The organism is Stenotrophomonas oahuensis, assembly GCF_031834595.1.
Taxonomy (GTDB): Bacteria; Pseudomonadota; Gammaproteobacteria; order Xanthomonadales; family Xanthomonadaceae; genus Stenotrophomonas; species Stenotrophomonas oahuensis.
This window is the reverse complement of the sequence record NZ_CP115541.1, coordinates 3720454-3745984: the sequence shown is the minus strand read 5'-3', so window position 1 is coordinate 3745984 and position 25531 is coordinate 3720454. Positions and strand designations below refer to the sequence as shown.

General features: G+C 65.9%; 22 protein-coding genes. 14 read left to right on the top strand and 8 right to left on the bottom strand.

The features are described from left to right. The first annotated feature begins 105 nt into the window (after positions 1 to 105). Complete coding sequence (gene trxB, locus PDM29_RS16760; RefSeq protein WP_311191190.1) at positions 106 to 1077, top strand: thioredoxin-disulfide reductase; 972 nt, start codon at positions 106 to 108, stop codon at positions 1075 to 1077. Positions 1078 to 1167: 90 nt separating this feature from the next. Here trxB and PDM29_RS16755 read toward each other — a convergent pair whose 3' ends face one another. Further along, entirely contained in the window at positions 1168 to 3228 is a 2061-nt protein-coding gene (locus PDM29_RS16755) for an N-acetylmuramoyl-L-alanine amidase (protein ID WP_311191189.1), read from the bottom strand. Positions 3229 to 3615: 387 nt separating this feature from the next. Here PDM29_RS16755 and PDM29_RS16750 point away from each other — a divergent pair, with 387 nt between their 5' ends. The 4 genes from PDM29_RS16750 (at position 3616) to PDM29_RS16735 (ending at position 6361) form a co-directional block, all read left to right on the top strand. Next, on the top strand, positions 3616 to 4746 hold the full coding sequence (locus PDM29_RS16750; RefSeq protein WP_311191188.1) for a GNAT family N-acetyltransferase: 1131 nt from the start codon (positions 3616 to 3618) through the stop codon (positions 4744 to 4746). Continuing rightward, positions 4743 to 5507, top strand: coding sequence for a leucyl/phenylalanyl-tRNA--protein transferase (gene aat, locus PDM29_RS16745; RefSeq protein WP_311191187.1), 765 nt, complete (start codon positions 4743 to 4745; stop codon positions 5505 to 5507). Before PDM29_RS16750 ends, aat begins: the two co-directional genes overlap by 4 nt. Positions 5508 to 5559: 52 nt before the next feature. Then, the gene (gene infA, locus PDM29_RS16740; RefSeq protein ID WP_005409596.1) at positions 5560 to 5778 is read left to right on the top strand and encodes a translation initiation factor IF-1; all 219 of its coding nucleotides are present in this window, start codon (positions 5560 to 5562) and stop codon (positions 5776 to 5778) included. Between the two features lie 214 nt (positions 5779 to 5992). Then, entirely contained in the window at positions 5993 to 6361 is a 369-nt protein-coding gene (locus PDM29_RS16735) for a hypothetical protein (protein WP_311191186.1), read from the top strand. Positions 6362 to 6402: 41 nt separating this feature from the next. Here PDM29_RS16735 and clpA read toward each other — a convergent pair whose 3' ends face one another. Continuing rightward, positions 6403 to 8685, bottom strand: coding sequence for an ATP-dependent Clp protease ATP-binding subunit ClpA (gene clpA / locus PDM29_RS16730; RefSeq protein ID WP_311191185.1), 2283 nt, complete (start codon positions 8683 to 8685; stop codon positions 6403 to 6405). Between the two features lie 293 nt (positions 8686 to 8978). Further along, positions 8979 to 9308, bottom strand: a complete 330-nt coding sequence (clpS, locus tag PDM29_RS16725) for an ATP-dependent Clp protease adapter ClpS (RefSeq protein ID WP_311191184.1) — start codon at positions 9306 to 9308, stop codon at positions 8979 to 8981. 91 nt (positions 9309 to 9399) lie between these two features. Between clpS and PDM29_RS16720 the strand changes: the two genes are divergently transcribed. From PDM29_RS16720 to PDM29_RS16695, 6 genes are all read left to right on the top strand, one after another. Then, entirely contained in the window at positions 9400 to 9861 is a 462-nt protein-coding gene (locus PDM29_RS16720; protein ID WP_311191183.1) for a hypothetical protein, read from the top strand. A 1-nt stretch (position 9862) separates the two neighbouring features. Continuing rightward, complete coding sequence (locus PDM29_RS16715; protein WP_311191182.1) at positions 9863 to 10324, top strand: NUDIX hydrolase; 462 nt, start codon at positions 9863 to 9865, stop codon at positions 10322 to 10324. Beyond that, positions 10321 to 11460, top strand: coding sequence for a tRNA 2-thiouridine(34) synthase MnmA (gene mnmA / locus PDM29_RS16710; protein ID WP_311191181.1), 1140 nt, complete (start codon positions 10321 to 10323; stop codon positions 11458 to 11460). The genes PDM29_RS16715 and mnmA overlap by 4 nt, the downstream gene beginning before the upstream one ends. Beyond that, complete coding sequence (gene hflD / locus PDM29_RS16705) at positions 11457 to 12071, top strand: high frequency lysogenization protein HflD (RefSeq protein WP_311191180.1); 615 nt, start codon at positions 11457 to 11459, stop codon at positions 12069 to 12071. The genes mnmA and hflD overlap by 4 nt, the downstream gene beginning before the upstream one ends. Positions 12072 to 12151: 80 nt before the next feature. Continuing rightward, the gene (locus tag PDM29_RS16700; RefSeq protein WP_311191179.1) at positions 12152 to 13342 is read left to right on the top strand and encodes a methyl-accepting chemotaxis protein; all 1191 of its coding nucleotides are present in this window, start codon (positions 12152 to 12154) and stop codon (positions 13340 to 13342) included. A 98-nt stretch (positions 13343 to 13440) separates the two neighbouring features. Further along, positions 13441 to 13728 carry a hypothetical protein gene (locus PDM29_RS16695; protein WP_311191178.1) on the top strand — a complete coding sequence of 96 codons (288 nt, stop codon included), beginning with the start codon at positions 13441 to 13443 and terminating at the stop codon, positions 13726 to 13728. 593 nt (positions 13729 to 14321) lie between these two features. On the opposite strand, the gene PDM29_RS16690 is transcribed toward PDM29_RS16695, so the two are convergent. After that, positions 14322 to 17099 carry a bifunctional diguanylate cyclase/phosphodiesterase gene (locus PDM29_RS16690; protein WP_311191177.1) on the bottom strand — a complete coding sequence of 926 codons (2778 nt, stop codon included), beginning with the start codon at positions 17097 to 17099 and terminating at the stop codon, positions 14322 to 14324. A gap of 142 nt (positions 17100 to 17241) precedes the next feature. Here PDM29_RS16690 and PDM29_RS16685 point away from each other — a divergent pair, with 142 nt between their 5' ends. Beyond that, positions 17242 to 19347 (top strand): sensor histidine kinase, encoded by a 2106-nt coding sequence (locus PDM29_RS16685; RefSeq protein WP_311191176.1) that lies wholly within the window; start codon positions 17242 to 17244, stop codon positions 19345 to 19347. 3 nt (positions 19348 to 19350) lie between these two features. Then, the gene (locus PDM29_RS16680; RefSeq protein ID WP_311191175.1) at positions 19351 to 21102 is read left to right on the top strand and encodes an EAL domain-containing protein; all 1752 of its coding nucleotides are present in this window, start codon (positions 19351 to 19353) and stop codon (positions 21100 to 21102) included. A 572-nt stretch (positions 21103 to 21674) separates the two neighbouring features. Here the strand turns inward: PDM29_RS16680 and PDM29_RS16675 are convergent. From PDM29_RS16675 to flgA, 4 genes are all read right to left on the bottom strand, one after another. Next, positions 21675 to 22898 (bottom strand): ATP-binding protein, encoded by a 1224-nt coding sequence (locus tag PDM29_RS16675; protein ID WP_311191174.1) that lies wholly within the window; start codon positions 22896 to 22898, stop codon positions 21675 to 21677. 77 nt (positions 22899 to 22975) lie between these two features. Continuing rightward, positions 22976 to 23314, bottom strand: a complete 339-nt coding sequence (locus PDM29_RS16670; protein WP_311191173.1) for a flagellar protein FlgN — start codon at positions 23312 to 23314, stop codon at positions 22976 to 22978. Next, a complete protein-coding gene (gene flgM, locus PDM29_RS16665; protein ID WP_311191172.1) occupies positions 23311 to 23613 on the bottom strand; it encodes a flagellar biosynthesis anti-sigma factor FlgM in 303 nt (100 codons plus the stop codon). Before flgM ends, PDM29_RS16670 begins: the two co-directional genes overlap by 4 nt. A 109-nt stretch (positions 23614 to 23722) precedes the next feature. Beyond that, the gene (gene flgA / locus PDM29_RS16660) at positions 23723 to 24385 is read right to left on the bottom strand and encodes a flagellar basal body P-ring formation chaperone FlgA (protein ID WP_311191171.1); all 663 of its coding nucleotides are present in this window, start codon (positions 24383 to 24385) and stop codon (positions 23723 to 23725) included. A 95-nt stretch (positions 24386 to 24480) separates the two neighbouring features. Between flgA and PDM29_RS16655 the strand changes: the two genes are divergently transcribed. Beyond that, positions 24481 to 25425 carry a chemotaxis protein gene (locus tag PDM29_RS16655; RefSeq protein WP_311191170.1) on the top strand — a complete coding sequence of 315 codons (945 nt, stop codon included), beginning with the start codon at positions 24481 to 24483 and terminating at the stop codon, positions 25423 to 25425. The last annotated feature ends 106 nt before the right edge of the window (positions 25426 to 25531 follow it).

Here is a 25531-nt window from a genome sequence, read left to right as displayed (position 1 = left end):
CGGTCGCCTTGAATCACCTCGCCCGTGCCGCCACTCTATGGCGTGAACATGGGCACCGGCAATCACCCCCGGCACCCCGCCCCACTCTTCTTTACGCGAGTCTACATGAGCAATTCCAAGCCTTCCCGTCATCAGAAGCTGGTCATCCTGGGCTCCGGCCCGGCCGGCTGGACCGCCGCCGTGTACGCCGCCCGCGCCAACCTGAAGCCCGTGGTGATCACCGGCCTGCAGCAGGGCGGCCAGCTGATGACCACCACGGAAGTGGACAACTGGCCGGGCGATGCCCACGGCCTGATGGGCCCGGACCTGATGACCCGCATGCAGGCGCACGCCGAGCGCTTCGAGACCGAGGTCATCTTCGACCACATCCATGCCGCCGACCTGTCGCAGCGCCCGTTCAAGCTGATCGGCGACAGCGCCGAGTACACCTGTGACGCGCTGATTGTCGCCACCGGTGCCACCGCCAAGTACCTGGGCATTCCGACCGAGGAAACCTTCAAGGGCCGCGGCGTGTCGGCCTGCGCCACCTGCGACGGCTTCTTCTACCGCGACCAGGACGTGGTGGTGGTCGGCGGCGGCAACACCGCCGTGGAAGAGGCGCTGTACCTGTCCAACATTGCCCGCAAGGTCTACCTGGTCCACCGCCGCGACACCCTGAAGGCGGAAAAGATCATGCAGGACAAGCTGTTCGCCAAGGTCGCGGCCGGCAAGATCGAGACCGTGTGGCACCACACCATCGAGGAAGTGCTGGGCGACGACGCCGGCGTCACCGGCGTGCGCGTGAAGTCCACCCAGGACGGCAGCACCCGCGACATCAGTGCCCACGGCTTCTTCGTGGCCATCGGCCACCACCCGAACACCGCCCTGTTCGATGGCCAGCTGGCCATGAACAACGGCTACCTGGAAATCCGCTCGGGCCTGGGCGGCAACGCCACCCAGACCTCGGTGGAAGGCGTGTTCGCCGCCGGCGACGTGGCCGACCAGCACTACCGCCAGGCGATCACCTCGGCCGGCTTCGGCTGCATGGCCGCGCTGGATGCGGAGCGTTACCTGGATGCCAAGGGCGCGCTGGCCTGAGGTTCCGATTGGCCTCTGGCCATCTGGGGGACGCGCCTGGCGCGTCCCCTTTTTATTTCTGCGGCTCCCGCCGACGCGCATGGCGCGTCGCTACGCGGCTCCGGGCTTGTGGCAGGTCTGCTGGAACTCCACCGGGGCGGTGACGACGCCGTCGACGTCGCGAAGGACCACGCTCCAGCGGGCGATTCCCGCCAGCACACCACGACACCGCATGTTGGCCTTGATGGGCTCGGCCGGATCGTCAAACACTGTCTGGGTCGCCTTGCACGCCCCCGGCGTGCTGCAGTTGGCAATTGTGAACTCCATGGTCACCGGGTACTGAGGGTTGCCCAGAAACGTCATCGGCAGCTCCTGAGACGACCCCACCACCATGGAAACATCTGGCAACCGGTTCAGCTTGAAAGGCTCGCAGACTTTACCCTCACGGAATAGACGAACGCCTTTCTCTACACCTTTCATCGAAGCGGTGCGGAAAACCGGGTCCTGCAGCGCTGCAAAGTCATCTGGATTGGAGTGATAGGCGATCTCGACCAGCACGGATGGCATCGTAGCGATCCGATTCTCACCGTGCCGCCCGTCACTGGCAGTGTTCCGAACCGGAAACTGCTCGTAGCCCGGCTGCGCACGTATGATTTCCCGCATGTTGCAAAGCACACTTTCGGCCAATGGGCGATCCTGCGCTTTGCTGAAGTGGTAGTAGACTTCAAGGCCTCGTGGCACGTTGGTTTCGTGTCCGTTGGTATGCAGGCTTATCATCGTCCCTGCATCGAGATGATTCGCGTACAGTGGGCGAGCTCGAATGTCCTCTCTCACTTCCCGATCATTGTTCATGTCGTTGGGAAGCGAGTTCCATATGTCTGCGCGCTGGGGAAGCACGTCCTTGAGATGATACCTGGACGACATCTGCTCCCAAGGGCGGTCAGACTCGGGATGAAGATCCAGCGACCGGCTCCTGGCTCGATGGACTGTCAGGCCACTACGCGCCTCCAGCAGTCTCTGGAGTTCATCGCCGAAAGGCGGCGTGATCATGTCTTCCCGCGAGCCGAATGCGTCGGGGCGCTGCCATTCCCAAGACAAGTGAGGATGCACCCGAACAAGGCCGTGCCCCGAAGACACCAAGGCGCTCTGGTTCACGGATCGACGTAGCGCCTGCTCCGGAACACGTAGCTCATCTGGATAGTAGTACTCGAGCGGCTTACCCTGGAAGTGAATATCCACGCCGGATATCGCCAGTCCTGTCTTTTCCGTATGGTGACGTAGCGTCACAGCCAGTTCCTGCAGGAACATCTCGTCACCATCGGGTTCTGGCCTGTAGCCCTCTCCGATGTCTGCGAGGATCCGCTGCCTGGAAACATCGATAGTTACTTTTACACCGATCACACGAAGCACGTTGTTGGCTTGAACGTGGGCAGACACCTTCCTTGACGCCTCCCTCTCAAGAAGATGAATCAACTCTTTGTCGACGTTCCCATCTGATGCGGCCGCCGCTTCCCTTCTGGCGGCACGGCTTTCCTCTGCCATTCTTCGCAGCTCGCCCGCTCGGCGCGCCTTGTCGTCGGCAGCCTTTATTTCGGGAAAGTAGTGATGGATGTCGTAGCCACCATAGAGGTACTTCACCCCTCGGAGGGGCTCCACCTTTTCAGCGACATGCAGAATCGCGTTATTGATCAGACTCACTTGGTCTTCGAACGCTGGACCGTAGGTGGCCGGAACGAAGCCGGCATCCAAGCGGACAATGACGAACCTTTGCACAAGATCGACCGAGGCCGCGACAACCCGGCTGCGCGACTGGCCGTCAAGCAGTGCGACCCTGTCTACCGCTTGTCGCGCCACTTGGGTCACGATGGCATCGAACTCGCTGTCATTGTCGATCAACGCGGTTGCCGGAGTTCTCGAAACATCGGGCGACTCCGTGACAGCCGGGGCCCGCTCCTCTTTCCGCACGTCGCCGGCCATCACGGCAGCCTGACGTTGCTGGGACCCACCGTCTTTGTGATCTTTCGTGATCGCTACATCTCTTGCCTGCTCAGCACTGCTCTCCGATTCTTCATATCCGAACGTCTGCGCGTTCGCGGCAGAAGAAACTGCCAGCGTTACTCCCAAGATGAGCGCGCGGTTTCCTGCTCCCAGGCGCGGAATCTTATTGATCATGTTGATGCTCCTTCAATATCGTTCGCGCATCGGGCGATGCGCCGGCGGACTCTGCTCTTCGCGATGCGCCAAAAGTGCGCACTTCGTCGCACTTTTTCAGGGCATGACGGATGAGCGTTTTCTTGCGAAAAACAGACCTCTGAAGCTGTCAACGCTTTTCTGCGTCGAACTTGCGAACGGCGTTCGAAACCGTGTCCTGGCCTGGGCGTTCCGATGCGGATCGACGAAGTGACAGATGGCGCAAATCGCTTCCTATGCGCCACGCGTGGACAATGACGATCGCTGGCTCGCGCTGGACCCTCATGGCGTGTCCGTACGGAATGTCGTGGATGGCTCGGGGTGCGGCGGGATCGCCCCTTTTCGCCACGGCTGCCCTATCCTTCGGGCATGACCGAGTCACGTTTTCTGCACCGCCTGACCGACCTCCCTGCCGACGCCTGGGATGCCCTGCACGACGGGACGAACCCGTTCGTCAGTCACGCCTTCCTGGCCGGGCTGGAAGCGCACGGCTGCCTGCGCCCGGAGTGGGGTTGGCGACCGCGCCACTTCACCTTATGGGAGGGCGACACCCTGGTCGGCGCTGTGCCGGGCTACCTGAAGGACAACTCGCACGGCGAGTTCGTGTTCGACCACGCCTGGGCCAATGCCTATGCGCGGCACGGACTGGACTACTACCCGAAGTGGCTCGGCGCGGTGCCGTACTCGCCGGTCACCGGCCCTCGCCTGCTGGCGCGCGACGGGGCCCATCGCGCCGCGCTGGTACGCGCGTTGCGCGACGAGGTAGAGCGCATGGGCTGGTCCTCCGCCCACGTCAATTTCCATCCGCAGGACGAAGACGCGGCGTTCGACGAGGGCTGGCTGCTGCGCGAGGACATCCAGTTCCAGTGGCACAACCCCGGCCACTGGAAGGACTTCGATGGCTTCCTGACGGACATGAACCACAAGCACCGCAAGAACATCCGCCAGGAACGCGCCAAGTTGGCCCGTACCGGCATCCACTACCGCATCGTGCACGGCGACGAGGCCAGCGCAGACGACCTGCAGACCATGCATGGGTTCTACCTGCAGACCTTTGCCGAGTACGGGAACGCACCCGCCCTCACCCTGCCCTTCCTGCAGCACCTCGCCACCACGATGCCCAGGCAGCTGGTCATCTTCCTGGCCATGGCCGACGGCGAAGCTGTGGCCGGGGCGCTGTGCCTGCGCGGCGGCGACACCCTGTACGGCCGTTATTGGGGCGGCGCGCCGCTGGCGGGCCTGCATTTCGAAACCTGCTACTACCAGGGCATCGACTACTGCCTGCGCGAAGGCCTGGCGCGCTTCGAGCCCGGGGCGCAGGGAGAACACAAACTGGCCCGCGGCTTCCTGCCGCAGCGGGTGCGCAGCCGGCACTGGCTGGCCGAAGCCGACTTCGCCGGGGCGCTGGTCGGCTGGTGCCAGCAGGAGCGCGCCGATGTCGACCGCTACGCCTTGGCGTTGTCCGAGCACAGCCCGTTCAAGGTACGGGAGCCGGCATGAGCCGTCGCTACCCGTGGCAACTGGACCCGCGCCCTGACGCGCCGTTCCCGCCGGCGCAGACCGCGCTGCGCGAACCGGACGGCCTGCTGGCGGTAGGCGGCGACCTCTCCCCGGTGCGCCTGCTCAATGCCTATGCGGGCGGCATCTTCCCCTGGTTCTCGGACGGCCAGCCGCCGCTGTGGTGGTCGCCTGACCCGCGCATGGTGTTCCGTACCGACGGCGTGCACCTGTCATCCCGATTCCGCCGCAGCCTGCGCCACAGCGATTGGACGCTGCGCGCTGACACCTGCTTCGGCACGGTGATCCGGGCCTGCGCGGCCAGCCCGCGGCCGGGTCAGGATGGCACCTGGATCAGCGACGACATGGTGCTGGCCTACGAAGCGCTGCACGCGCTGGGCCATGCGCATTCGGTGGAAGTGTTCGACGGCGACACCCTGGTGGGGGGCATCTACGGGGTGGCGATCGGCCGCATGTTCTTCGGCGAAAGCATGTTCAGCGCGGCCAGCGGTGGCTCCAAGGTCGCTCTGGCTGGCCTGGCCCGCTGCCTGCACGGCTGGGGCTGGCCGTTGCTGGACGCCCAGGTGGAGAACGACCACCTGCTGCGCATGGGGGCCGAACACTGGCCCCGGGAGCAGTTCCTGGCCCTGGTCCGGCGTCAGGTGCGTGAAGAGGGGTTCGTGGGCTCGTGGCGGCAACGATTTGGGGTGATTCCCGCGCGGCAGATTAACGATACCTTTGCATCATCCGGCCCAGACGCGTAAAATGCCCGCCCTTGAGGCCAGATCGGCCGTTTACAGAACTGCACAGGACTACATGTCGAAAGACGACTCCATCGAGTTCGAAGGCACCGTTAGCGAAACGCTGCCGAACACCACTTTCCGCGTTCGACTGGAAAACGGGCATGAAATCATCGCCCACATCTCCGGCCGCATGCGCAAGAACTACATCCGCATCCTGACGGGCGACCGCGTCAAAGTTGAAATGACGCCGTACGACCTGACCAAGGGTCGCATCACCTACCGCATGAAGTAAGCGGTTGGCGTAACTCCTACGGGGGTTGCGATAGAAGGCCGGCCTTGCGCTGGCCTTTTTGCGTGGGCGCAATTCAGCTCATTGGGTCATTGGTCACTGTGACCGCCCTCACCCTGACATCGGTCAGGCTGTCTTGAAGCAGATTCGCACGGGCCTGAACAGCGTCATCTTGGCACCCGGTCCACTCCGGACCGCCACCCGATTGGCCCCCGACATGAAGACCCTGTTTACCCTGTGTCTGCTTGCCTCAGCCGCTCTCACCGGCACCGCCATGGCACAGACCCCTGCTCCGGCTGCAGCCGGCAGCGACTGCATCACCCTGTCCGATGACCAGCAACTGGTGCGCAGGGGTGCTGACAACACGATTCTGCTGCGCAACGGCAGCGACCACTACATCGTGCATTTCACCCACTCCTGCAGCAGCGCTCGCGTCTCAAGGAAGCTGGATTTTGTCACCCGCGGCAACGAAGGCCAGCTGTGCGGTGCCCGCGCCAGCAAGCTGCGCACTGACAAGGACAGCTGTGACGTGGCCTCGCTGGAGCCGATCACTGCGGAAGCCTTCGCCACCCGCGCGCGCCGCTGACCTGACAAAGAAAAGGCCCCGGGGGTACCGGGGCCTTTGTCTTATTCCACCGTGGCCGGCAGCCGTCGTTCCGGCTCGGCCTGGGCTTCCACGAACAGCTCGTCGTCGCGGACGTCGATACTGACCCGGCCGCCGTTGACCAGCTTGCCGAACAGCAGTTCGTCGGCCAGCGGACGCTTGACCTTGTCCTGGATGACCCGGGCCATCGGGCGTGCGCCCATCAGCGGGTCGAAGCCGTGGCGGGCCAGCCAGTCGCGCGCGGTCGGCGTGGCCGACAGGCTGACGTGCTTTTCCTGCAGCAGCATTTCCAGCTCGATCAGGAACTTGTCCACCACGCGCAGGATGTGCTCGAAGCCCAGCGGCTGGAACTGCACCACCGCATCGAGGCGGTTGCGGAATTCCGGCGTGAAGCTCTTGCGGATCACCTCCATCGCGTCGGTCGCATGGTCCTGGCGGGTGAAGCCGATCGAACGACGCGAGGCCTGCGCGGCACCGGCATTGGTGGTCATCACCAGCACCACGTTCTTGAAGTTGGCTTCGCGTCCATTGGTGTCGGTAAGGATGCCGCGATCCATGACCTGCAGCAGGATGTTGAAGATGTCCGGGTGGGCCTTCTCCACCTCGTCCAGCAGCAGCACGCAGTGCGGGGTCTTGACGATCTTCTCGGTCAGCAGGCCACCCTGGTCGAAACCGACATAGCCCGGGGGCGCACCGATCAGGCGGCTGATCGAATGCGGCTCCATGTATTCGCTCATGTCGAAACGCACCAGCTCGATACCCAGCTGCAATGCCAGCTGCTTGGTCACCTCGGTCTTGCCCACGCCGGTGGGGCCGGCGAACAGGAAGTTGCCGATCGGCTTGTCGGGGTTGCCCAGGCCGGAACGGGCCAGCTTGATCGCCGACGACAGCGTTTCGATGGCCGGGTCCTGACCAAAGATCACCATCTTCAGGTTGCGCTCCAGATGCTGCAGCACGTCCTTGTCGGTCGCGCTGACCTGCTTGGCCGGGATGCGCGCCATCTTGGCAATGATGGTCTCGATTTCCTCGATGTCGATCAGCTCCTTCCGCTCGCCTTCCGGCAGCAGCCGCTGGCGGGCACCGGCCTCGTCGATCACGTCGATGGCCTTGTCCGGCAACAGGCGGTCACCAATGTGCTTGACCGAGAGGTCCACCGCCGCCTGCAGCGCGTCGTCGGCGTAGGTCACGCCGTGGTGCGCCTCGTACTTCGGCTTGAGCCCCTGCAGGATCTCGTAGGTTTCACCCACGGTCGGCTCGACGATGTCGATCTTCTGGAAGCGACGGGCCAGCGCCCGGTCCTTCTCGAAGATGCCGCGGTATTCCTGGAAGGTGGTCGAGCCGATGCAGCGCAGCTCACCGGAGGCCAGCGCCGGCTTGATCAGGTTGGAAGCGTCCATGGTGCCACCCGACGCCGAGCCGGCCCCGATGATGGTATGGATCTCGTCGATGAACAGCACCGCATTGGGCATCTTCTTGAGCGCGGTCAGCACTCCCTTCAGGCGCTTCTCGAAGTCGCCGCGGTACTTGGTGCCGGCCACCAGCGCGCCCAGGTCGAGCGAGTAGATCACCGCGTCGGCCAGCACCTCGGGCACCGAGCCTTCCACGATCCGCTTGGCCAGGCCTTCGGCAATGGCGGTCTTGCCCACGCCGGCCTCACCCACGTACAGCGGGTTGTTCTTGCGGCGGCGGCACAGGACCTGGATAGTGCGTTCGATCTCGTCGCGACGCCCGACCAGCGGGTCGATCCGGCCACTGCGGGCCGCATCGTTGAGGTTGCTGGCGAATTCGGCCAGGGCATCGCCCTTGCCTTCGCCCTCCCCACCTTCGGCGCGCCCCTCGGCCTCACCCGACGGCGGCACCTCACCCTCCTCGCCCATCTTGGCAATGCCATGGGAGAGATAGTTGACGATGTCCAGCCGGGTCACGTCCTGCTGGTTGAGGTAGTACACCGCGTGCGAATCCTTCTCACCGAAGATGGCGACCAGCACATTGGCACCGGTGACCTCCTTCTTGCCCGAGGACTGCACGTGGTACACCGCTCGCTGCAGCACGCGCTGGAAGCCCAGGGTCGGCTGGGTGTCGCGGCCATCATCGTCGGCCAGGCGGGATACAGAGGCTTCAATGGCCTGCTCCAGCTCCTGGCGCAGGCGCTCGGCATCGGCCCCGCAGGCCTTGAGCACGGCCTGGGCGGACGGGTTGTCCAACAGTGCCAGCAGCAGGTGTTCCACCGTCATGAACTCATGCCGGGCCTCACGGGCGCGCTTGTAGCACTGTCCGATGGTGTGTTCGAGGTCTTTGCTGAACATGTTCTACTCCGACGGCAGTTGAGAACAATATGCGGCCTAGCGGCGGAAATTCCATCACCCTGATGGAAGGGTGCGTTCAGACAGTGTTGGCACTCGCAGCCCGATGCCCGGACCTGCGCCCAGCATTGGCCGTCCGGCTGTGATGAGAATGTCATGGCCCCTTCGCGCGCCCTCCGCCCCCCGGCGGCTCCCTGGCGCTGTTTCAGGAAAGGACGTGCACAGGGCCGCGAAGCGGCCACGTGCCGGCATGCATGCGGAGGTTGCAGGCCAGCGGCCGGCACTACCCGCGGGGGTTACCCCGCTTTTTCCATCGTGCACAGCAGCGGATGCTGGTTCATGCGCGAGAATTCGTTGACCTGGGCGACCTTGGATTCGGCCACTTCGCGGGTGAACACCCCGCAGACGCCACGGCCGCGGGTGTGCACGTGGAGCATCACCTGGGTGGCCTTGTCCAGGTCCATGGAGAAGAAGTGCTGCAGAACCGTCACCACGAAATCCATCGGGGTGTAGTCGTCGTTCAGCAGCATCACCTGGTAGAACGGCGGCGGCGCAACCTCCGGGCGTGCCGGTTCAAGGGCAACACCGTGGTCGTGATGGGGTTCTTGGGAAGGCTCGCGAGGCATCCGCCTAGTATAAACGCGGCTCCGCCGGATTGGACGCCGCTGGCCGCGCCCGTCACAATTCGCTCATGCATAAGACTTTCACGGGGCTTTCATGAAGACCACCCTTGCCCTGCTGCTGATGGCCTCGGCCTTCGGCGCACACGCCGCCACGCCCGATCCGACCGTTGCCAAGGCGCTGGACGCACTCGGCTACCCCTACGAGGTGGACGAGGACGGCGACTACAAGATGGTCTTCGACGTCGACAACGACCGTACCCAGCTGGTGTTCGTCCGCTCGGCGGTCGAAGACTATGGCAGCCACCGCATCCGCGAGATCTGGTCACCGGGTTACAACGCGCCCACCGCGGAGTTCAGCGCCGAGATCGCCAACCGCCTGCTGGAAGATGCGCAGAGCGCCAAGCTGGGCGGCTGGGTCAAGCAGCAGCAACTGGCCATGTTCGTGGTCAAGGTGGACGCCGATGCCGACGGCCCGGTCCTGGCCGACGCGATCGACGCCGCCACGCATACCGCCGACGAAATGGAGCGGGCCTTGACCGGGCAGGACGAATATTGACGTGAGCGCCACCACCGAACAGCGCTGGGCTCCCCATGTGACCGTGGCCACCGTGGTGGTCCGTGACGGCCGCTTGCTGGTGGTCGAGGAGTCCATCGACGGCCACGCCGTACTGAACCAGCCGGCGGGCCACCTCGAACCGGGTGAAAGCCTGGCCGCTGCTGCCGTGCGCGAGGTGCTGGAGGAAACCGGCTGGCAGGTCGAACTGACCGCCTTCATCGGCTGCTACCAGTGGACCGCTCCGGACGGAACGGCCTTCCTGCGCTTCGCCTTTGCCGGCGACCCGGTCGCCCATGATCCGGCCCTGCCGCTGGACGAAGGCATTCTGCGCGCGTTGTGGCTGACGCCTGCCGAGCTGCAGGCCGCACCCGGGCGTCTGCGCAGTCCGTTGGTGCAACAGGTCGTTAGCGACTACCTCGCTGGCCAGCGCTATCCCCTTTCCCTGGTGAAGGAAACGGCATGAGTACGCCCCGCATCATGGTAGGCGTGTCTGGCGGCGTGGATTCCTCTGTCGCCGCCTGGCGACTGGTCCAGCAGGGCGAGCCGGTGGCCGGCTTGTTCATGCAGAACTGGGCCGACGACGGCAGCGGCGAGTGCCGCGCCGAGGACGACCGCCGCGATGCCGTGGCGGTGTGCGGCCTGCTGGACATTCCGTTCCATTTCCGCGATTTCTCCAGCGAATACTGGCAGGGCGTGTTCGAGCACTTCCTGGCCGAGTACGCGGCCGGTCGCACCCCCAACCCGGACGTGCTGTGCAACCGCGAAGTGAAGTTCAAGCACTTCCTGGATGCCGCCCGCGAGCTGGGGGCTGAGCGTATCGCTACAGGGCACTACGCCCGCGTGGCCCAGGTGGGCGGGCGCTGGGCCCTACTGCGCGGTGCCGACCGCAGCAAGGATCAGAGCTACTTCCTGCACCAGCTGGGCCAGACCCAGCTCGCCGCCACCCTGTTCCCGATTGGCGACCTGCAGAAGAACGACCTGCGCCGGATCGCCCGCGACGCGCGGCTGCCGACCCATGCCAAGAAGGATTCCACCGGCATCTGCTTCATCGGCGAGCGCGATTTCCGCGAGTTCCTCGGCCGCTACCTGCCCGCGCGCAGCGGCGAGATCCACGACCCGCAGGGCAACGTGATTGCCCAGCACCCCGGCGTTTTCTACTTCACCCTTGGCCAGCGCGAAGGCCTGAACATCGGCGGTGTACGCGGTCGCCCGGCCGCGCCCTGGTATGTCGTCGGCAAGGACGTGGCCAGCAACGTGCTGTACGTGGACCAGGACCGCGAGAGCCCGTGGATGCAGTCCACCCGCCTGCATTCGGAGGTGGCGCACTGGATTGCCGGCGCGCCGCCGGCCCGGCGGTTCGAATGCACCGCGCAGACCCGTTACCGTCAACCGGACGAGCCGTGCACGGTGGAGGTACGCGATGATGGCACCCTGAACGTCCGCTTCGCCCAGCCGCAGCGGGCCGTCACCCCCGGTCAATCCCTGGTGCTGTATGACAACGAGGTCTGCCTGGGCGGTGCCGTGATCGCCGCCACCGACGCCCCGCTGGAGCAGCGGCTGCGGACCACCCCTTCTCCTTTTGAGGTAACTGCTGCATGAGTTTTTCCGTCGACGACCGTGTGCTTGCGCTGGCCGGTATTGCCCAGGCCCTGCAGCAGGTGCGCCGTATCGCCGAAACCGGGCATTCGGAGGCCGGCGTGGTCCGCACCGCCATCGACAGCGTGTTCCGGATTGATGCCGACAGCCCCCAGGCCATTTACGGCAATGCCGCCCAGCTGGCTCCCGGGCTGCGCCTGCTGCACAACTACTTCCGCAACCAGGGCCAGGACGAGATCCTGCCGCGCCTGGCGCTCGCGGTGCTGCAGCTGGAACGTACCTTCGTGCGCAATGGTGACGTGGTTGGCGCGGTCAGCGAGGGCATCGCCCGCGCCCAGCGCCAGGCCGCCGAACTGGGTGACAGCGCCCACCCGGACGTGCTGGGGGCGCTGGGGGCACTGTATGCCGACACCATCAGCCACCTCAAACCCCGGGTGATGGTCCAGGGCAACCCGCATTACCTGGGCCAGGCCGGGGTCATTGCCGAGATCCGCGCCCTGCTGCTGGCTGCGGTCCGTTCGGCGGTCCTGTGGCGGCAGACCGGCGGCCAGTACTGGGACTTCCTGATCTCGCGCAAGGCGATGGTCGAGGCCGTGGACCGCCGTTTGCGTTGACCCGCGGCAATTTGTGCACTGCCGCTAAAGCTCCGGGGGGTACGGCCGATACATTCACCGTGCACCTCCCGAGAACGTCCATGTACTCACGCATTTTCATCCGTCTGGCCGCCCCCCTGGTCCTGACCCTCCTGCTCCCCCTGGCCATTGGCCTGGATTGGCCTGCCGCACTGCGCTGGGCGATCCTGACCACGATGACGCTCAGCTGGCTGGGCTTTGCCTGGTGGACCACCCGCGCCCAGGCGCAGCGGTCCCCCGAGCATGCCCGCATCCTGCGCGAACAGGATCAGCTGCTGACCGAGCTTCGCCAGTTCGTCGGCAACGAAATTGAAGGTTCGCGCGGTGAAGTGGAACGCGCCCGTGACCTGATCCGCCACGCGGTGGGCGGTCTGGGCAGCAGCTTCGATGCGATGAACCGCAAGTCCCGCCAGCAGAGCCAAGCGCTGGCCCGCATTGTCGACCGCGCCGGTGAAGATGGCGGTGCCGGCGTTGACGTGGCCCGTTTCGCCCAGCACGCCAGCCACCGTATGGAACAGCTGGTGGAAGCGCTGGAACAGGTCAGCGGCCAGAGCAGCACCACCGTGCAGCACATCGACCAGATGGCGCAGCACCTGGACGGCATCTTCGCGCTGCTGGAAGACGTGAAGTCGATTGCCGACCAGACCAACCTGCTGGCCCTGAACGCCGCCATTGAAGCGGCCCGCGCAGGCGAAGCCGGTCGTGGCTTTGCGGTGGTGGCCGACGAAGTCCGCAACCTGTCCGAGCGTTCGACCACCTTCAACGAACAGATCCGCAAGCTGGCACACAGCTCCAAGGACGCCATCGCCAAGGTCCGCGAAACTGTCTCGCACATGGCCTCGCGCGACATGGACCGCTCCCGCGAAGCGCGCCACGAAGCGGCGGCGATGCTGGACAACGTGGCCCAGATCAATGCGTCGCTGGGTGACGGCATGCGTGAGATCTCGGACTGCGGCCGTGCCATCGACAGCAGCGTGGCCGAAGCGGTCCGCGCCCTGCAGTTCGAAGACATCGCCACCCAGGCGCTGGGCGGCGTGCACACCCACCTGGACCGCCTGACCTCGATCAACCGCGAAGCGCTGGCCCTGCAGGAACTACTGCACCGTAATGGCGGCGTGTTCGACGAGGAGATCGTCAGCGCGCTGCAGCGTACCGGCAACCGCCTGCGCGACATGCGCGTGGAGTGGGAGCGCCCGCCGCACAAGGCGGTGGCACAGCAGAACATGTCGGCCGGCGCGGTCGAGCTGTTCTGACCGGATGCACCTGGCCGGCAACGGCAACCCCAACGGCCCCGGTACTCCCGGGGCCGTTGTGCATGCACAGCTCCCCCCAGCTTTGTAGATGACACCTCATGCTGTTGAACGCCCCCAATGCAGCACTGATCGCCAGCACCGTTACCGAGCTCCCGGTTGACGCCGCGCGCCTGCCCGTCACCCCGGCCCCACCGCCGAACGGCCGCGCGCTGCTGCCGGTGCTGGAGCAGCTGGCCCAGCAGGAACTGGCCCGCCTGATTGCCGCGCAGCCCGCACCCTCGCCCTCCCCCACGACAGACCCCGCCTACGCCGGCCTCGCTTGGGACCTGGGCCTGAGCGGCGACGAGTTCGATCCGGTTGCGCACCCCGTGACGCCCTTCCGGTGATTGCGCACGCTACGTAACGCCGGGCTCTGCCCGGCTGCTGTTGGATTTGTGCGAAACGCCGGTGTCCACGGCATCCCTGGTTTGGCGGCTCGGGATGGGCGTTCCGGGGGACGCTGCAAGTACGTCCCTGTAAGCTCGATCGCCGCATCCATGCGGCTCACGCCCCCTCCAGCCCACCCCGACCCGCCATCGACAGTGCGTCGGTGGCCACCGAAGATCAAAAGCAACTCATTACTTGTCCATGCGCTGGACCTGCTTTGGTGGGATCGGTCGACAGACGATCGCCGTGAAATCCCCAACATCCGGTAACGCATGACTAAGGATCGACATCGCCGTTGATTTGGACGTGGCATTTCCCATGGCCACCGACCATGTGTCGAAGGGTCATCGGATGGGGGGTACGGGACCGTTGAAAACATGGATGTTTTCGACGAGCCCCCATGGATGGGTTAACGGCGTGTCCCGTACCCCCCATCCGATGGCCCCAAGCACGTAGATCAGCAGCCGAGGGCTGTTCGCACGAATCCAACAGCAGCCGGGCAAGCCCGGCTCTACGGATACTTTGCAATCGCAGCCAAAGGGAGGGCAAACCTTTACGGCAGTACCACAGCCTCGCGCGGAATGACCGTCGCCGCACCCACCTTCAGGAACTGCGCAAGATCGCGCGGGGTGAGCGGGCGGGAGTACAGGTAGCCCTGGATCTCGTCGCAGCCCTGGCGGCGCAGCAGGGCTTCTTCCTGCTCGGTTTCCACACCTTCGGCGACGACTTTCATGCCCAGCGCGTGGCCCAGGTGCACGATGGCCTGGGTCACTTCGGCAGTCCCTGCATCGCTCAGCATGCCCTGGACGAAACTGCGGTCGATCTTCAGGCGGCCGACCGGGAAACGGTTGAGGTAGTGCAGGTTCGAGAAACCGGTGCCGAAGTCGTCCACCGCCAGCGGCACGCCGTGCCGCTCCAGCACGTCGAAGCAGTGCCGCAGCACCTCGGTGTCGCGGATCAGCGCCGACTCGGTCAGTTCCAGCTCCAGCCGGCTCGGTGGCCAGCCATGGGCGTGGCAGATCTCGATCACCCGCTCGGCAAAACCCCGGTCACGTAGCTGCACCGCCGACACGTTCACCGCGATCCGGTCGAACACCAGCCCTGCCCGGTCCCAGGCGGCTGCCTGGCGACAGGCCTCGGTCAGCACCCAGTCGCCGATGCGTACGATCTCGCCGCACTTCTCGGCAATTGGAATGAATTCCGCCGGGCTGCAGTAGCCGATGCCCGGGCGGTGCCAGCGCAGCAGTGCCTCGATCGCCGGCGGCTGGTCGTTTGCCGCGTGCATCAGCGGCTGGTAGGCCAGGCTGAACTCCTCGCGCTCGATCGCGCCCAGCAGCGCGTGCTCGAGCTCCAGCATGCGCTGGATCCGGGCCAACGCGTCCTGGCTGTAATACTGGTAGGTATTGCGCCCCGCTTCCTTCGCGGCGTACATCGCCGCGTCGGCCGCGCGCAGCAGCGAATCGAAGTCGTTGCGGGTGTCGTCCAGCATTGCGATGCCGACGCTCGCCCCCACTTTCAGCGTGATGTCGCCGCGCTGCAGCGGCTCGGCCAGCGAAGCGATCAGCTTGCGCGCCACATGCCCGGCATCTTCGGGGTCAGCCAGGTCGCGCAGCACCACGATGAATTCATCACCGCTGAAGCGGCCAAACAGGTCGGCGTTGCGCAGGCTCTGGTGCAGCCGTGCCGCGGCCGCCTTCAGCAGGGTGTCGCCGGTCGCATGGCCAAAGGTGTCATTGATGGTCTTGAAACCGTCCAGGTCGATGAACAGCATCGCCAGCGACGCGCCACGGTCACGTGCCTCCTCGATGGCCTCGGCGGTCTGCTCGCGCAGCAGCATCCGGTTCGGCAACCCGGTCAGCAGGTCGTAGTGCGCCAGCAGCTCGATCCGCTCGTTGGCCTCACGCTCGCGGGTGATATCACGGAACAGCACCACAAAACGCGTCGGCAGGCCGTCGCGATGGTCCAGCTCGATCAGCACCTGTACCCAGATCCGCAGGCCGGAGTGGCGATAGAAACACAGGTCCAGCTGCTCGGGCAGACCGCCGTCGGCAATGCGGGTCAGCGCCGCCTCGAAGCTGTCGCGCGAATCCTGGGTGTACAGCGCCAGCGCCTGGTCCAGCGTGATCGGCTGCTTGCGCAGGCCGTGGATGCGGTAGCACTCCTCGGTCCACTGCATGTTACGCGTGCCCACCTCGATCTCGCAGCCGCCAATGCGGCCCAGCGCCGAGACGCGGTTGAGCAGTTCCGTACGCCAACGGATCAGCGCATCGGTCTGGTGTTGTTCGGTGATGTTCTGCACCTGCCCGAGCAGGCGCTGAAGGCGGCCATCCGGGCCCAGCAACGGCTGCATCCACAGGCGCAGGTACAACATCCCCTCGCTTCCGCGCGGCAGCTCAAGGTCCAGCGTGGCCGGCTTGCCGTCGCGCAGCAGGCGTCGCCAGGCGCGTTGCAGCTCGGTACGCGACGGCGCGGACAGCAAACGCAACCAGCGTCGGCGGCTGCGCGGCGCGGTGGCCACGCCCAGCAGCGCCAGGAACTCCGGTGACCACCAGAATTCACGGCTGTGCGGGTCCCATGACCAGCTGCCCATGCTGGCAATGCGTTGCGCCTCGCGCAGGTGCAGCTGCTGCTCCAGCAGCAGCGACTCCATCTCTTTCTGCACCTGGATGTCGGTATGCGTGCCCACCATGCGCAGCGGCTGGCCGTCCACGGTACGGGCGACCACCCGCCCCCGGTCCAGCACCCAGCGCCAGCCCCCCTCGGGGTGGCGGATGCGGTACTGCGCGCTGTAGACCTCACCCTCACCGCGCAGATGCGCATCCAGCGCGGCGCGTACGGCCGGCTGGTCATCCGCGTGGACCTGCGACAGCAAGGCGCTGCCCGCACCGGCCGGTGCCGCTTCGTCGTCCGTCCGCGGTACGTCGTCCCAGCGTCGCGAGCGGATCACCGCATCGCGCGGCAGGTCCCAGTCCCACAGGCCGTGGCCAGCGTGGTCCAGCGCCAGTTCCCAGCGGCTGCCGGCATACGGGGCGACCGGTTCGGGCACGCTGAGGGTAAACGCCAGCAGCTGGCCGTCCGGGTCATGCACCGCGCGCAGCCAGCCATCAAACCGGCCACGCGGGCCGCCCGGCAGCTGGCACGGCACCAGGCCGCCATCGGCGGCCAGCAGGCGCAGCGACTCCAGGAGGTCACCATAGGCTGCCACGGTTGCCGGCAGCCCATGCTCGCGCGCGGCCGGATTGGCCGCGAGCGGACGCCCGGTCCGGTCCAGGATGACCAGGGCCGAGGCCAGGGGGTGCTGCAGCAGACTCGCGATAATCCCTTGGTCCACGCGGTAAGACTCCGAAAAGCGCACCCGACAGCCGGGAACGTAACCGTTAGCGGCGGCCCCAGCCGATAGTTGAGTGCCATGTGCGTGCCGACCCACTACTATCTACGGACTCCCCAGCCTTGCCCTGGTTATCCCGCCGCCCATGACCGACGTCCCGTCCGGCTCGCCGCCGCCCTCCGCGCATGATCTACCGCTGGCCCGTGCCCTGCGGCGCGATCGCTGGCGGGTGGTGATCGGCTATCTGGTGCTGGCGCTGGTCTGGATTCTGACCAGTGACGCCGCGGTGCAGATGATGGCGGTCAACCCGCTCAACGCTGCCCGCTGGCAGACCGCCAAGGGCGCGTTCTTCGTCATCGCCAGCGCAGCCGTCATCTATCTGCTGCTGCGCCCGCTGGCGCAGCATGTGCTCGATGCGCACGCGCGGCTGGCGCAGTCCGCATTGCGGCACCGGCAACTGTTCGAGGACAACCCCGGCCCGATTCTGGTCTATGACCTGGAGACGCTGGAGGTCCTGGACGTGAACCCGGCCGCCTGCAGCCTGTTCGGCTGGAGCCGCGAGGAGTTTCTGGCCCTGCCGATGACCGCGCTGTGGCCAGCCGGCGACGAAGCGACCATGAATGCCAAGCTGGAGCAGATCCGCTCCCAGCCCGAACAACTGTGCGTGATCACCGCCGATCTGGTGCTGAAGGACGGCAGCCCGCGGCGCATGGAGATGCGCAGCAACTACCTGGATTACGACGGTCGCCCGGCCCGGCTGCTGATTGCAATCGACCGCACCCGCGAGGACCAGGCCCTGCGCCGCCGCGACCAGGCCCTGGCACGGGTCGAGGAAGCGCACGAAATGGCGCGCATCGGCGCGTGGGAAGTGGACCCGGCCACCGGGCTGGGTCGCTTCGCCGACCAGGTATACCACCTGCTCGGCCGCCGCGCGCCCGGCGCGCGGCGCTGGCACCGCTTCGACGAACTGCTGGTGCCAGCCGACTCTTCCACCGCCGCACTCAGCGAACAGCTGTTGCAGGACATGCGGGGCGAGCAGGTGCAGATCGACGTGCTGCTGCCCGTGCTGGCGATGGACGGTCGCGCATTGATGGTGCACCTCCGCGCCGAAAGCGGCCACGATGATGCCGGTCGTCCGCGCGTGCTCGGCACCCTGCAGGACGTCACCGAGCGCGAGCAGTCGCGGCGGCTGTTGCGCGAACGCGAGGAGCAGTTCCGCGAACTGGTGCGGGTGTTGCCCGATGGCGTGGTCATCCTGTCCGATGAGCACGTGCTGTATGCCAATGCCTGCGCGGCCGCGCAGTTCGGATACGGCCAGCACACCCTGCTGGGCGAGCCGCTGTCCGCACTGGTGGAAGGGCGCGACCTGGCCCGGGTGCGCGCGCAGCTGTTCGCCACCATTCCGTTGCCGGGTACCGGTGCCGGCGAGGTCATCGGCATGCGCCGGCTGGATGGTCATTGCTTCCAGGCCGGCTTGGCCGTGGGCGACGTGCGCTACGGCGGACGCAACTGCAAGCTGCTGATTGTCCGCGATCTCAGTGAGCCCGAACGCATCCGCGAGGCACTGGAAACCAGCAACGGCGAACTGCAGGCCATGGCCGGGCGTCTGTTCTCGCTGCAGGAGGATGAACGGCGGGCGATCTCGCGCGACCTGCACGATGACATCGGTCAGGCGATCACCGCGATGAAGCTGTCCGCCTTTGCCGCGCGCGATGAAGAGGACGCGCAGCGGCGCAGCGAGGACCTGCAGCAGATCATCCATCTGGCCGACGCCACGGTGGGCAAGGTCCGCGACATTTCCACCCTGCTACGGCCGCCGCAGCTGGATGCACTGGGGCTGGAGGCCGCGCTGCGCTGGCAGGCGGGCATGCTGTTCCGGTCCGGCACGATCGAACTGCTGCCCGACATCCAGTCACTTCCGCGCCGCCCACAGAACGACATCGAGCAGGCCTGTTTCCGCATCGCCCAGGAAAGCCTGACCAATGTGCTGCGCCACGCCCGCGCCAGCCAGGTCCACCTGCAGCTGCACGACGTGGACGACCAGGGCCTGCATCTGCAGGTCCGCGATGACGGCGAAGGGTTCGACCCGGACGGCCCGCGCGGACTCGGCCTGATCGTCATGCGCGAACGCGCGCAGAGCGTGGGCGGCACCCTGAAGATCGAGTCGGCGCACGGAGCCGGCACCTTGATCGACCTTTATCTGCCGTACCGCAGCGACGGTGCGGTGCCTTCTGAATCATTGGAACATTGAGTCATGTGGAACCCTTCCCTGCCCCTGGTCAGCATCGAGGACGCGCCCCCACGCCTGGGCGCAGGCAATCCCGAACTGCAGGCCATGGTGCATGAAGCCGCCTCCGGCGGTACGCCGCTGATGCTGATGCACGTGGACATCGACCACTTCGCCTCGGTCAACGAGAACATGAGTGCGGAGGTGGGCGACCAGGCCCTGGTGTTGATCGCCCAGCGCCTGCAGCACCACCTGCGTGGACGCGGCAAACTGTGGCGCCATGGCAGCGACGAGTTCCTGATCGCGGTGCCGCGCACCGGCGACCTGCCGCTGCCGGATGACCTCGCCGAAGAGATCCGCCAGCAGCTGGAGCTGCCGTTGTCGGTGCTGCCGTACACGCTGTTCATGACCGGCAAGCTGGGCGTGAGCCTGTGCCCGGAGCATGCCAGCGAGCCGTCACGGCTGCTGGACCACGCTGAAGACGCCCTGCACCAGGCCGCACGTGAAGGCGGCAACGCGGTGCGCATCCACGCGGTGAATACGCCCTCCAGCGCCCACAGCGAAAGCATCATCGCGCGGCAGATCGTCGATGCTATTCCCAACGGCGAACTGAAGCTGCGCTACCAGCCGCTGGTAAGCGCGCGCGACGGCCATGTGGTGGGCATGGAAGCGCTGCTGCGCTGGCAGTCCCCGACCCTGGGCATGCTGGTGCCGGAGCGCTTCATGCGCACCGCCGAGCGGCTGGGCATCATCGTGCAGATCGGCACGTGGGTGCTGGAAGGTGCATTGAAGCAGGCCCGTCAATGGCGCGACCAGGGCTTTGACGATTTCACCATCGCGGTGAACGTATCGACGCTGCAGCTGCTGCGACCGAACTTCTTCGCCGAGGTGATGGCGATGATGCAGACGCTGGGGGTGCCGGCGCACATGCTGACGCTGGAGATCAACGAGAGCGCGCTGACCAACAACGTCAATTTTGTGCACGAAACCCTGGTCAACCTGCGCAACGAAGGCATCAGCCTGAGCCTGGACAACTTCGGCACCGGCGACTCCAGCCTGAGCGCACTGGTGCGCTACCCGGTCGACAAGCTGAAAATCGACCGCAGTTTCATCAAGAGCGCGCCGGCGGGCAACCGCGAGGCGGCGATTGCACGCGCGATCATCGCCATGGGCCACCAGCTGGGCATGACGGTGATCGCCAACGGGGTGGAGTCGCAGGCCCAGCTGGGCTTCCTGCGTCGCAACGACTGCGATGTGTTCCAGGGCTATCTGTTTGGCGAGCCGATGTCGGCCGACGCCGCCGGCATGACCCTGCGCCGGCGCTACCTGCGCCCGGAGGCCTTCGCGGAAACCCGTCCGGACCGCACGCTGCTGTTGCTGGACGACGAGGAAAACGTGCTGCGCTCGCTGGTCCGCCTTTTCCGCCGCGACGGCTACCGCATTCTGGCAGCGGGCAACGTGCGCGATGCCTTCGACCTGCTGGCGATCAACGACGTCCAGGTGATCCTGTCGGACCAGCGCATGAGCGACATGAGCGGCACCGAGTTCCTGGGCCGGGTAAAGATGCTCTACCCGGACACGATCCGGCTGGTCCTTTCCGGCTACACCGACCTCAACACGGTCACCGACGCGATCAACCGCGGCGCGATCTACCGCTTCCTCACCAAGCCCTGGAACGACGACGAGCTGCGCAAGCACATCCACCAGGCCTTCCGCACCCACGAAGAACAACGCCGCGCCAACACCGCACCGCCGGTGGCTGCGGAAGACGAGCCTTGATGTTCCCTGTGATTGCACGATCTACGTATCGCCGGGCTTTGCCCGGCTGCTGTTGGATTTGGGCGAACAACCCTCGGTTCACGGCATCCCTGGTTTGGCGGCTCGGGACGGGCGTTCCGGGGGACGCTGCAAGTACGTCCATGTAAGCTCGATCGCCGCATCCATGCGGCTCACGCCCCCTGCAGCCCATCCCGACCCGCCACGACAGTGCGTCGGTGGCCATGGAAGATCAAAACCCGTTCGCGGCTCCGGTGGGATCGGTCGACAGACGATCGCCGTGAAATCTCCAACATCCGGGAACGAATGACCCCAAATCGACATCGCCGTTGATTTGGCATTTCCCCTGGCCACCGGCCAACTGCCTGGGGCGTGCCGGGGTGGGTTTGCGGGACCGTAGAAAACATGGATGTTTTCTACGAGCCCCCATGGACGGGTTTACGGCGTGTCCCGCAAACCCACCCCGGCGCGCCCAACCACGGGAACCGATGAACCACCGTGCTGTTCGCCCAGAACCAACAGCAGCCGGGCGAAGCCCGGCGACACGTAAATCGTGCAACTGCAGCAGTTCGCGATTACCGCGGCTGCTTGATCGGCAGCACCAGGCGGAACTTCGAGCCTACGCCCGGGGTGCTGTCCAGGTCGATGCGGCCGTGGTGCTTGTTGACGATGCTGTAGGAGATCGACAGGCCCAGGCCGGTGCCGCTGCCGACGGGTTTGGTGGTGAAGAACGGGTCGAAGATGCGCTGGCGCAGTTCGGGCGAAATGCCACCGCCGGTGTCTTCGAACTCCACCCACACCGTTTCACCGTCCACGCCCGTTCGCACCGTGATCGTGCCGCGGTCGGCAATCGCATGGCCTGCGTTGAGCAGCAGGTTCATGTAGACCTGGTTCAACTCTGAGGGCAGGCACTCCACCAGCGGCAGCTGGCCGAATTCGCGCTTCAGGTCGACCTTGTACTTCAGTTCGTTCCAGATGATGTTGATCGTCGATTCCAGACCCGCGTGCAGGTCCACCAGCTTCCACGACTCATCGCGGCCCGAATACGAGAAGTCTTTCAGATCACGCACGATCCGCGTCACCCGCTCGATGCCCTCGCGGGACTCCGCCATCAGCTGCGGCAGATCGCGGCTGATGAAGTCGATATCGAAGCGGTTGCGGATGTCGTCGATTTCCGGAATCAGCGCTTTGGGGTCCGGTGCGCGCAACGCCCGTTCGTACGCTTCGATCACCGTGAACAGGCTGCGCAGGTATTCCTGCAGGCTGCCCAGATTTGAGTGCACATAGCCGATCGGGTTGTTGATCTCGTGCGCCACGCCCGCCGCCAGCTGGCCGATGGACGCCATTTTTTCCGACTGCAGCAGCTTCTCCTGCGTGCCGTTCAAGCGCAAATACGCCTGGCGCAGCTCCGCGTGGCGCTGCTGCAGTTCGCGTTCGTAGTCTTCCTGGCCTTCGATACGGCGGAACAAGGCCAGATAGTGGCGCTGGCCCGCGTCATCGTGGTGATAGACGTGCGCGATCACCATCCGCTCGCCGACCGGCAGGCTGCCATTCCAATGGCCATGGCTGCGCGCATGCTCCAGCGCATCCGGTGGCAACAACTGGCGCAGCCAGTTGGCCGGGTTCAAGCCGGCTTCGCGCTCGGCCGGGGCCAGCATGCCGCGCACGGCGGCATTGGCCAGCGCAATGCTGCCGTCCTCGCGGAACAGCAGCACGCCTTCGTTGATCTGCTCGAACAGGGCCAGCAGCACCGGCTGCGGCGGCAGCGCCGCGGTGACAAACGTTTGGGGTGTGGGCACGGTCAAAGGGGGCAGTTGAATCCGGTGCCCAATATAACCGCGTTCAGATGGTGCGGGTGTTTTCGACCCGCGCCCGCTCAGGCCACCGCCAGCGGGCGGCGTGGGTGCAGCGTGTGCGACTGGCCCTTGGCGTCGTAGGCCGAGGATTCTTCACTTCGACCCAGCTGGCGCAGCGCCCAGTTCACTTCACGGCGGCGGCGTGACAGCAGCACGCCATTGGCGCGGTTGCGCTCGGCCAGCTCCTGTAACCGCTCGGCATGGCCCAGCGGCGGAGTGCCCTCCAGGGCCCGCAGTGCCTCCAGCTTGGCGCTGGTGGCGCGGATCAGGGCCTGCACATCATGGTCCACCAATGCCTGGCGCTCGACGTCCAAGGCATCGCTCAGGCGCTGCAATGGCTCGCTCATCGCCGGTTTCATCCCTGCAGCTGCTGGTCCAGCTCAAGCATGCGCGAGGCAATCGCGTCCGGGTTGATCTTGTAAGTGCCGTTCTGCAACGACTCGCGCACGGCCTGCACGCGGTTCGCGTCAATGGCCGGGGCGGTGCTCAGTTCGCGCTGCAGGGCCTGCAGACTGGTGGCTTCACCGGTCAGCTTCACGCTGGCAGCCGCGTCCACCGGGCGCGCCGGGGAATCGGTGCTGACGCTGGGCTTGTTTCCCGGCGCAATGCTGCGCAGATGGGCGGTCGCCTGCAGGTTGCCGTCGATTTTCTGGCTCATGGAATTGTCCTGGGGAATTGCGTTCACAAGGGATAACGGCACGGGGACCGCCATCTTTAGGGGCTTTTGCGGTTTTTTTCCACTTTCCGCCCCGGATTCAGTTTTCTGCTCACCGCGTCACAAAAACGTCGCCACTGGCGGCAACCGTACCCTGCACGATCTTCCGTGAAGACAGGTTCTCGACCGAGACGCGTTCATTTTCACCGGCGTCGGCCATGGCCTTGCCGGCCACCCGTACCTCCACCCCGCCCCGCCGAGACACCAGCGAGACGCTGTCGCCCCGGCGGATCAGCCGCTGCGCGACCAGATCGTTGGCCGACAGCAGGCTGCCTGCGGCCAGCGTGCGCCGGGCGACCCGCCCGACAGCTGCGGCTGGATCAGCCAGGGCCGCCCCGGCAATCCGGGCGGCGTCACGCTGTGCAGTGGTGATATCGGCCACGCCGAGGGTTTCTCCAGCGGCAATCCCACGATTGAGAATGAGCACGGTCTGGTTGCGGCGCACCTTGACCGGTACGAACAGCCGCCAGCCCCCCGCATCGGGGCAGCTGACCTCGACCGTGCTGGTGGCGGTGGGCTGTGCCACCAGCGCCTGTCCGCAGGCCGGCAGGCGCAGGGCGGAATCCAGCGTGGTCTCGCCTTCGCTGCCCGCCGACAACGTGGACAGCGCGGCAGCACGGATGGATTCCACCGGCTGCCAGGCACCGGCGGCCATGGCCGGGGCCAGGCTGGCAGCGGTCAGCGCGAACAGGACCGTAGTAACAAGAGTACGCATGGCGACTCCACGTGAAAGGCACATGGGCGAGGTCATGCAAGCGGCGTGCCGCAATCGGCGCTCAAGGGATCGCCGGGCACGCCGATACCCCTTCCATGTCACATGACCTGCTCAATCGCATCGACCAGCGGACGCGTCTGGCTGGCCACAATCGCCTTGCCTTGCTGCTGTTCCGCCTGGGCGGACGTCAGCTTTTTGGCGTCAACGTCTTCAAGGTACAGGAAGTGCTGCGCCGGCCCGACCTGTTCCAGGTCCCGGGCCTGCCCGGCCAGTTCGCCGGCGTGGCCGATGTTCGTGGCCGCTCGGTGCCGGTGCTGGACCTGGGCCTGGCGATCGGCCATCCCGAGCGCGAACCGGACGCCGACAAGGCCCCGGGCTATCTGGTGGTCACCGAATTCAACCGCTCCATCCAGGGCTTCCTGGTCAGCGGCGTGGAGCGGATCGTGAACATCGCGGTGGAAGACATCCACCCGCCGCCGGAACTGGGGGCGGAATCGAGCTACCTCACCGCGGTCACCCGTTTCCAGGGCGAGCTGATCCAGGTGATCGACGTGGAAAGCGTGCTGGCCGACATCGCCCAGATCCGCGGCGAAGCAGTGCTGGACCCGTCGATGGCGCTTCCCGCAGATGCCCCGCAGCTGCAGGTGCTGGTGGTGGACGACTCGCGCGTGGCCCGTCAGCAGATCCGCAGCGTGCTGGACCAGCTGGGCGTGGGGGCCACCCTGCTCTCGGACGGCAAGCAGGCCCTGGACCACCTGCTGCAGATCCACGCCTCGGGCGAGAATCCGGCCGAACGTTACGCCATGGTCATCTCCGACATCGAAATGCCCGCCATGGACGGCTACACCCTGACGACGGAAATCCGTCGCCATCCGGGCCTGGCCGGCCTGTACGTCCTCCTTCACACCTCGCTCTCCGGCGTATTCAACAACGCCATGGTCGAGCGCGTCGGGGCCAACGCCTTCGTCGCCAAGTACTCCGCCCACGAACTGGCCGACCTGGTTCTGGAGCGGTTGCGCAAGGTGGCGTTGGCGGCCTGAGGCCCGCCGGGCGCAAGCCGGGCGAACAGCGCCATCATCCTGCGCACGTAGCAATTCGTAGTGACGCGCCATGCGCGTCAACCGCGCGCAGCGCGGCACAAGGGTC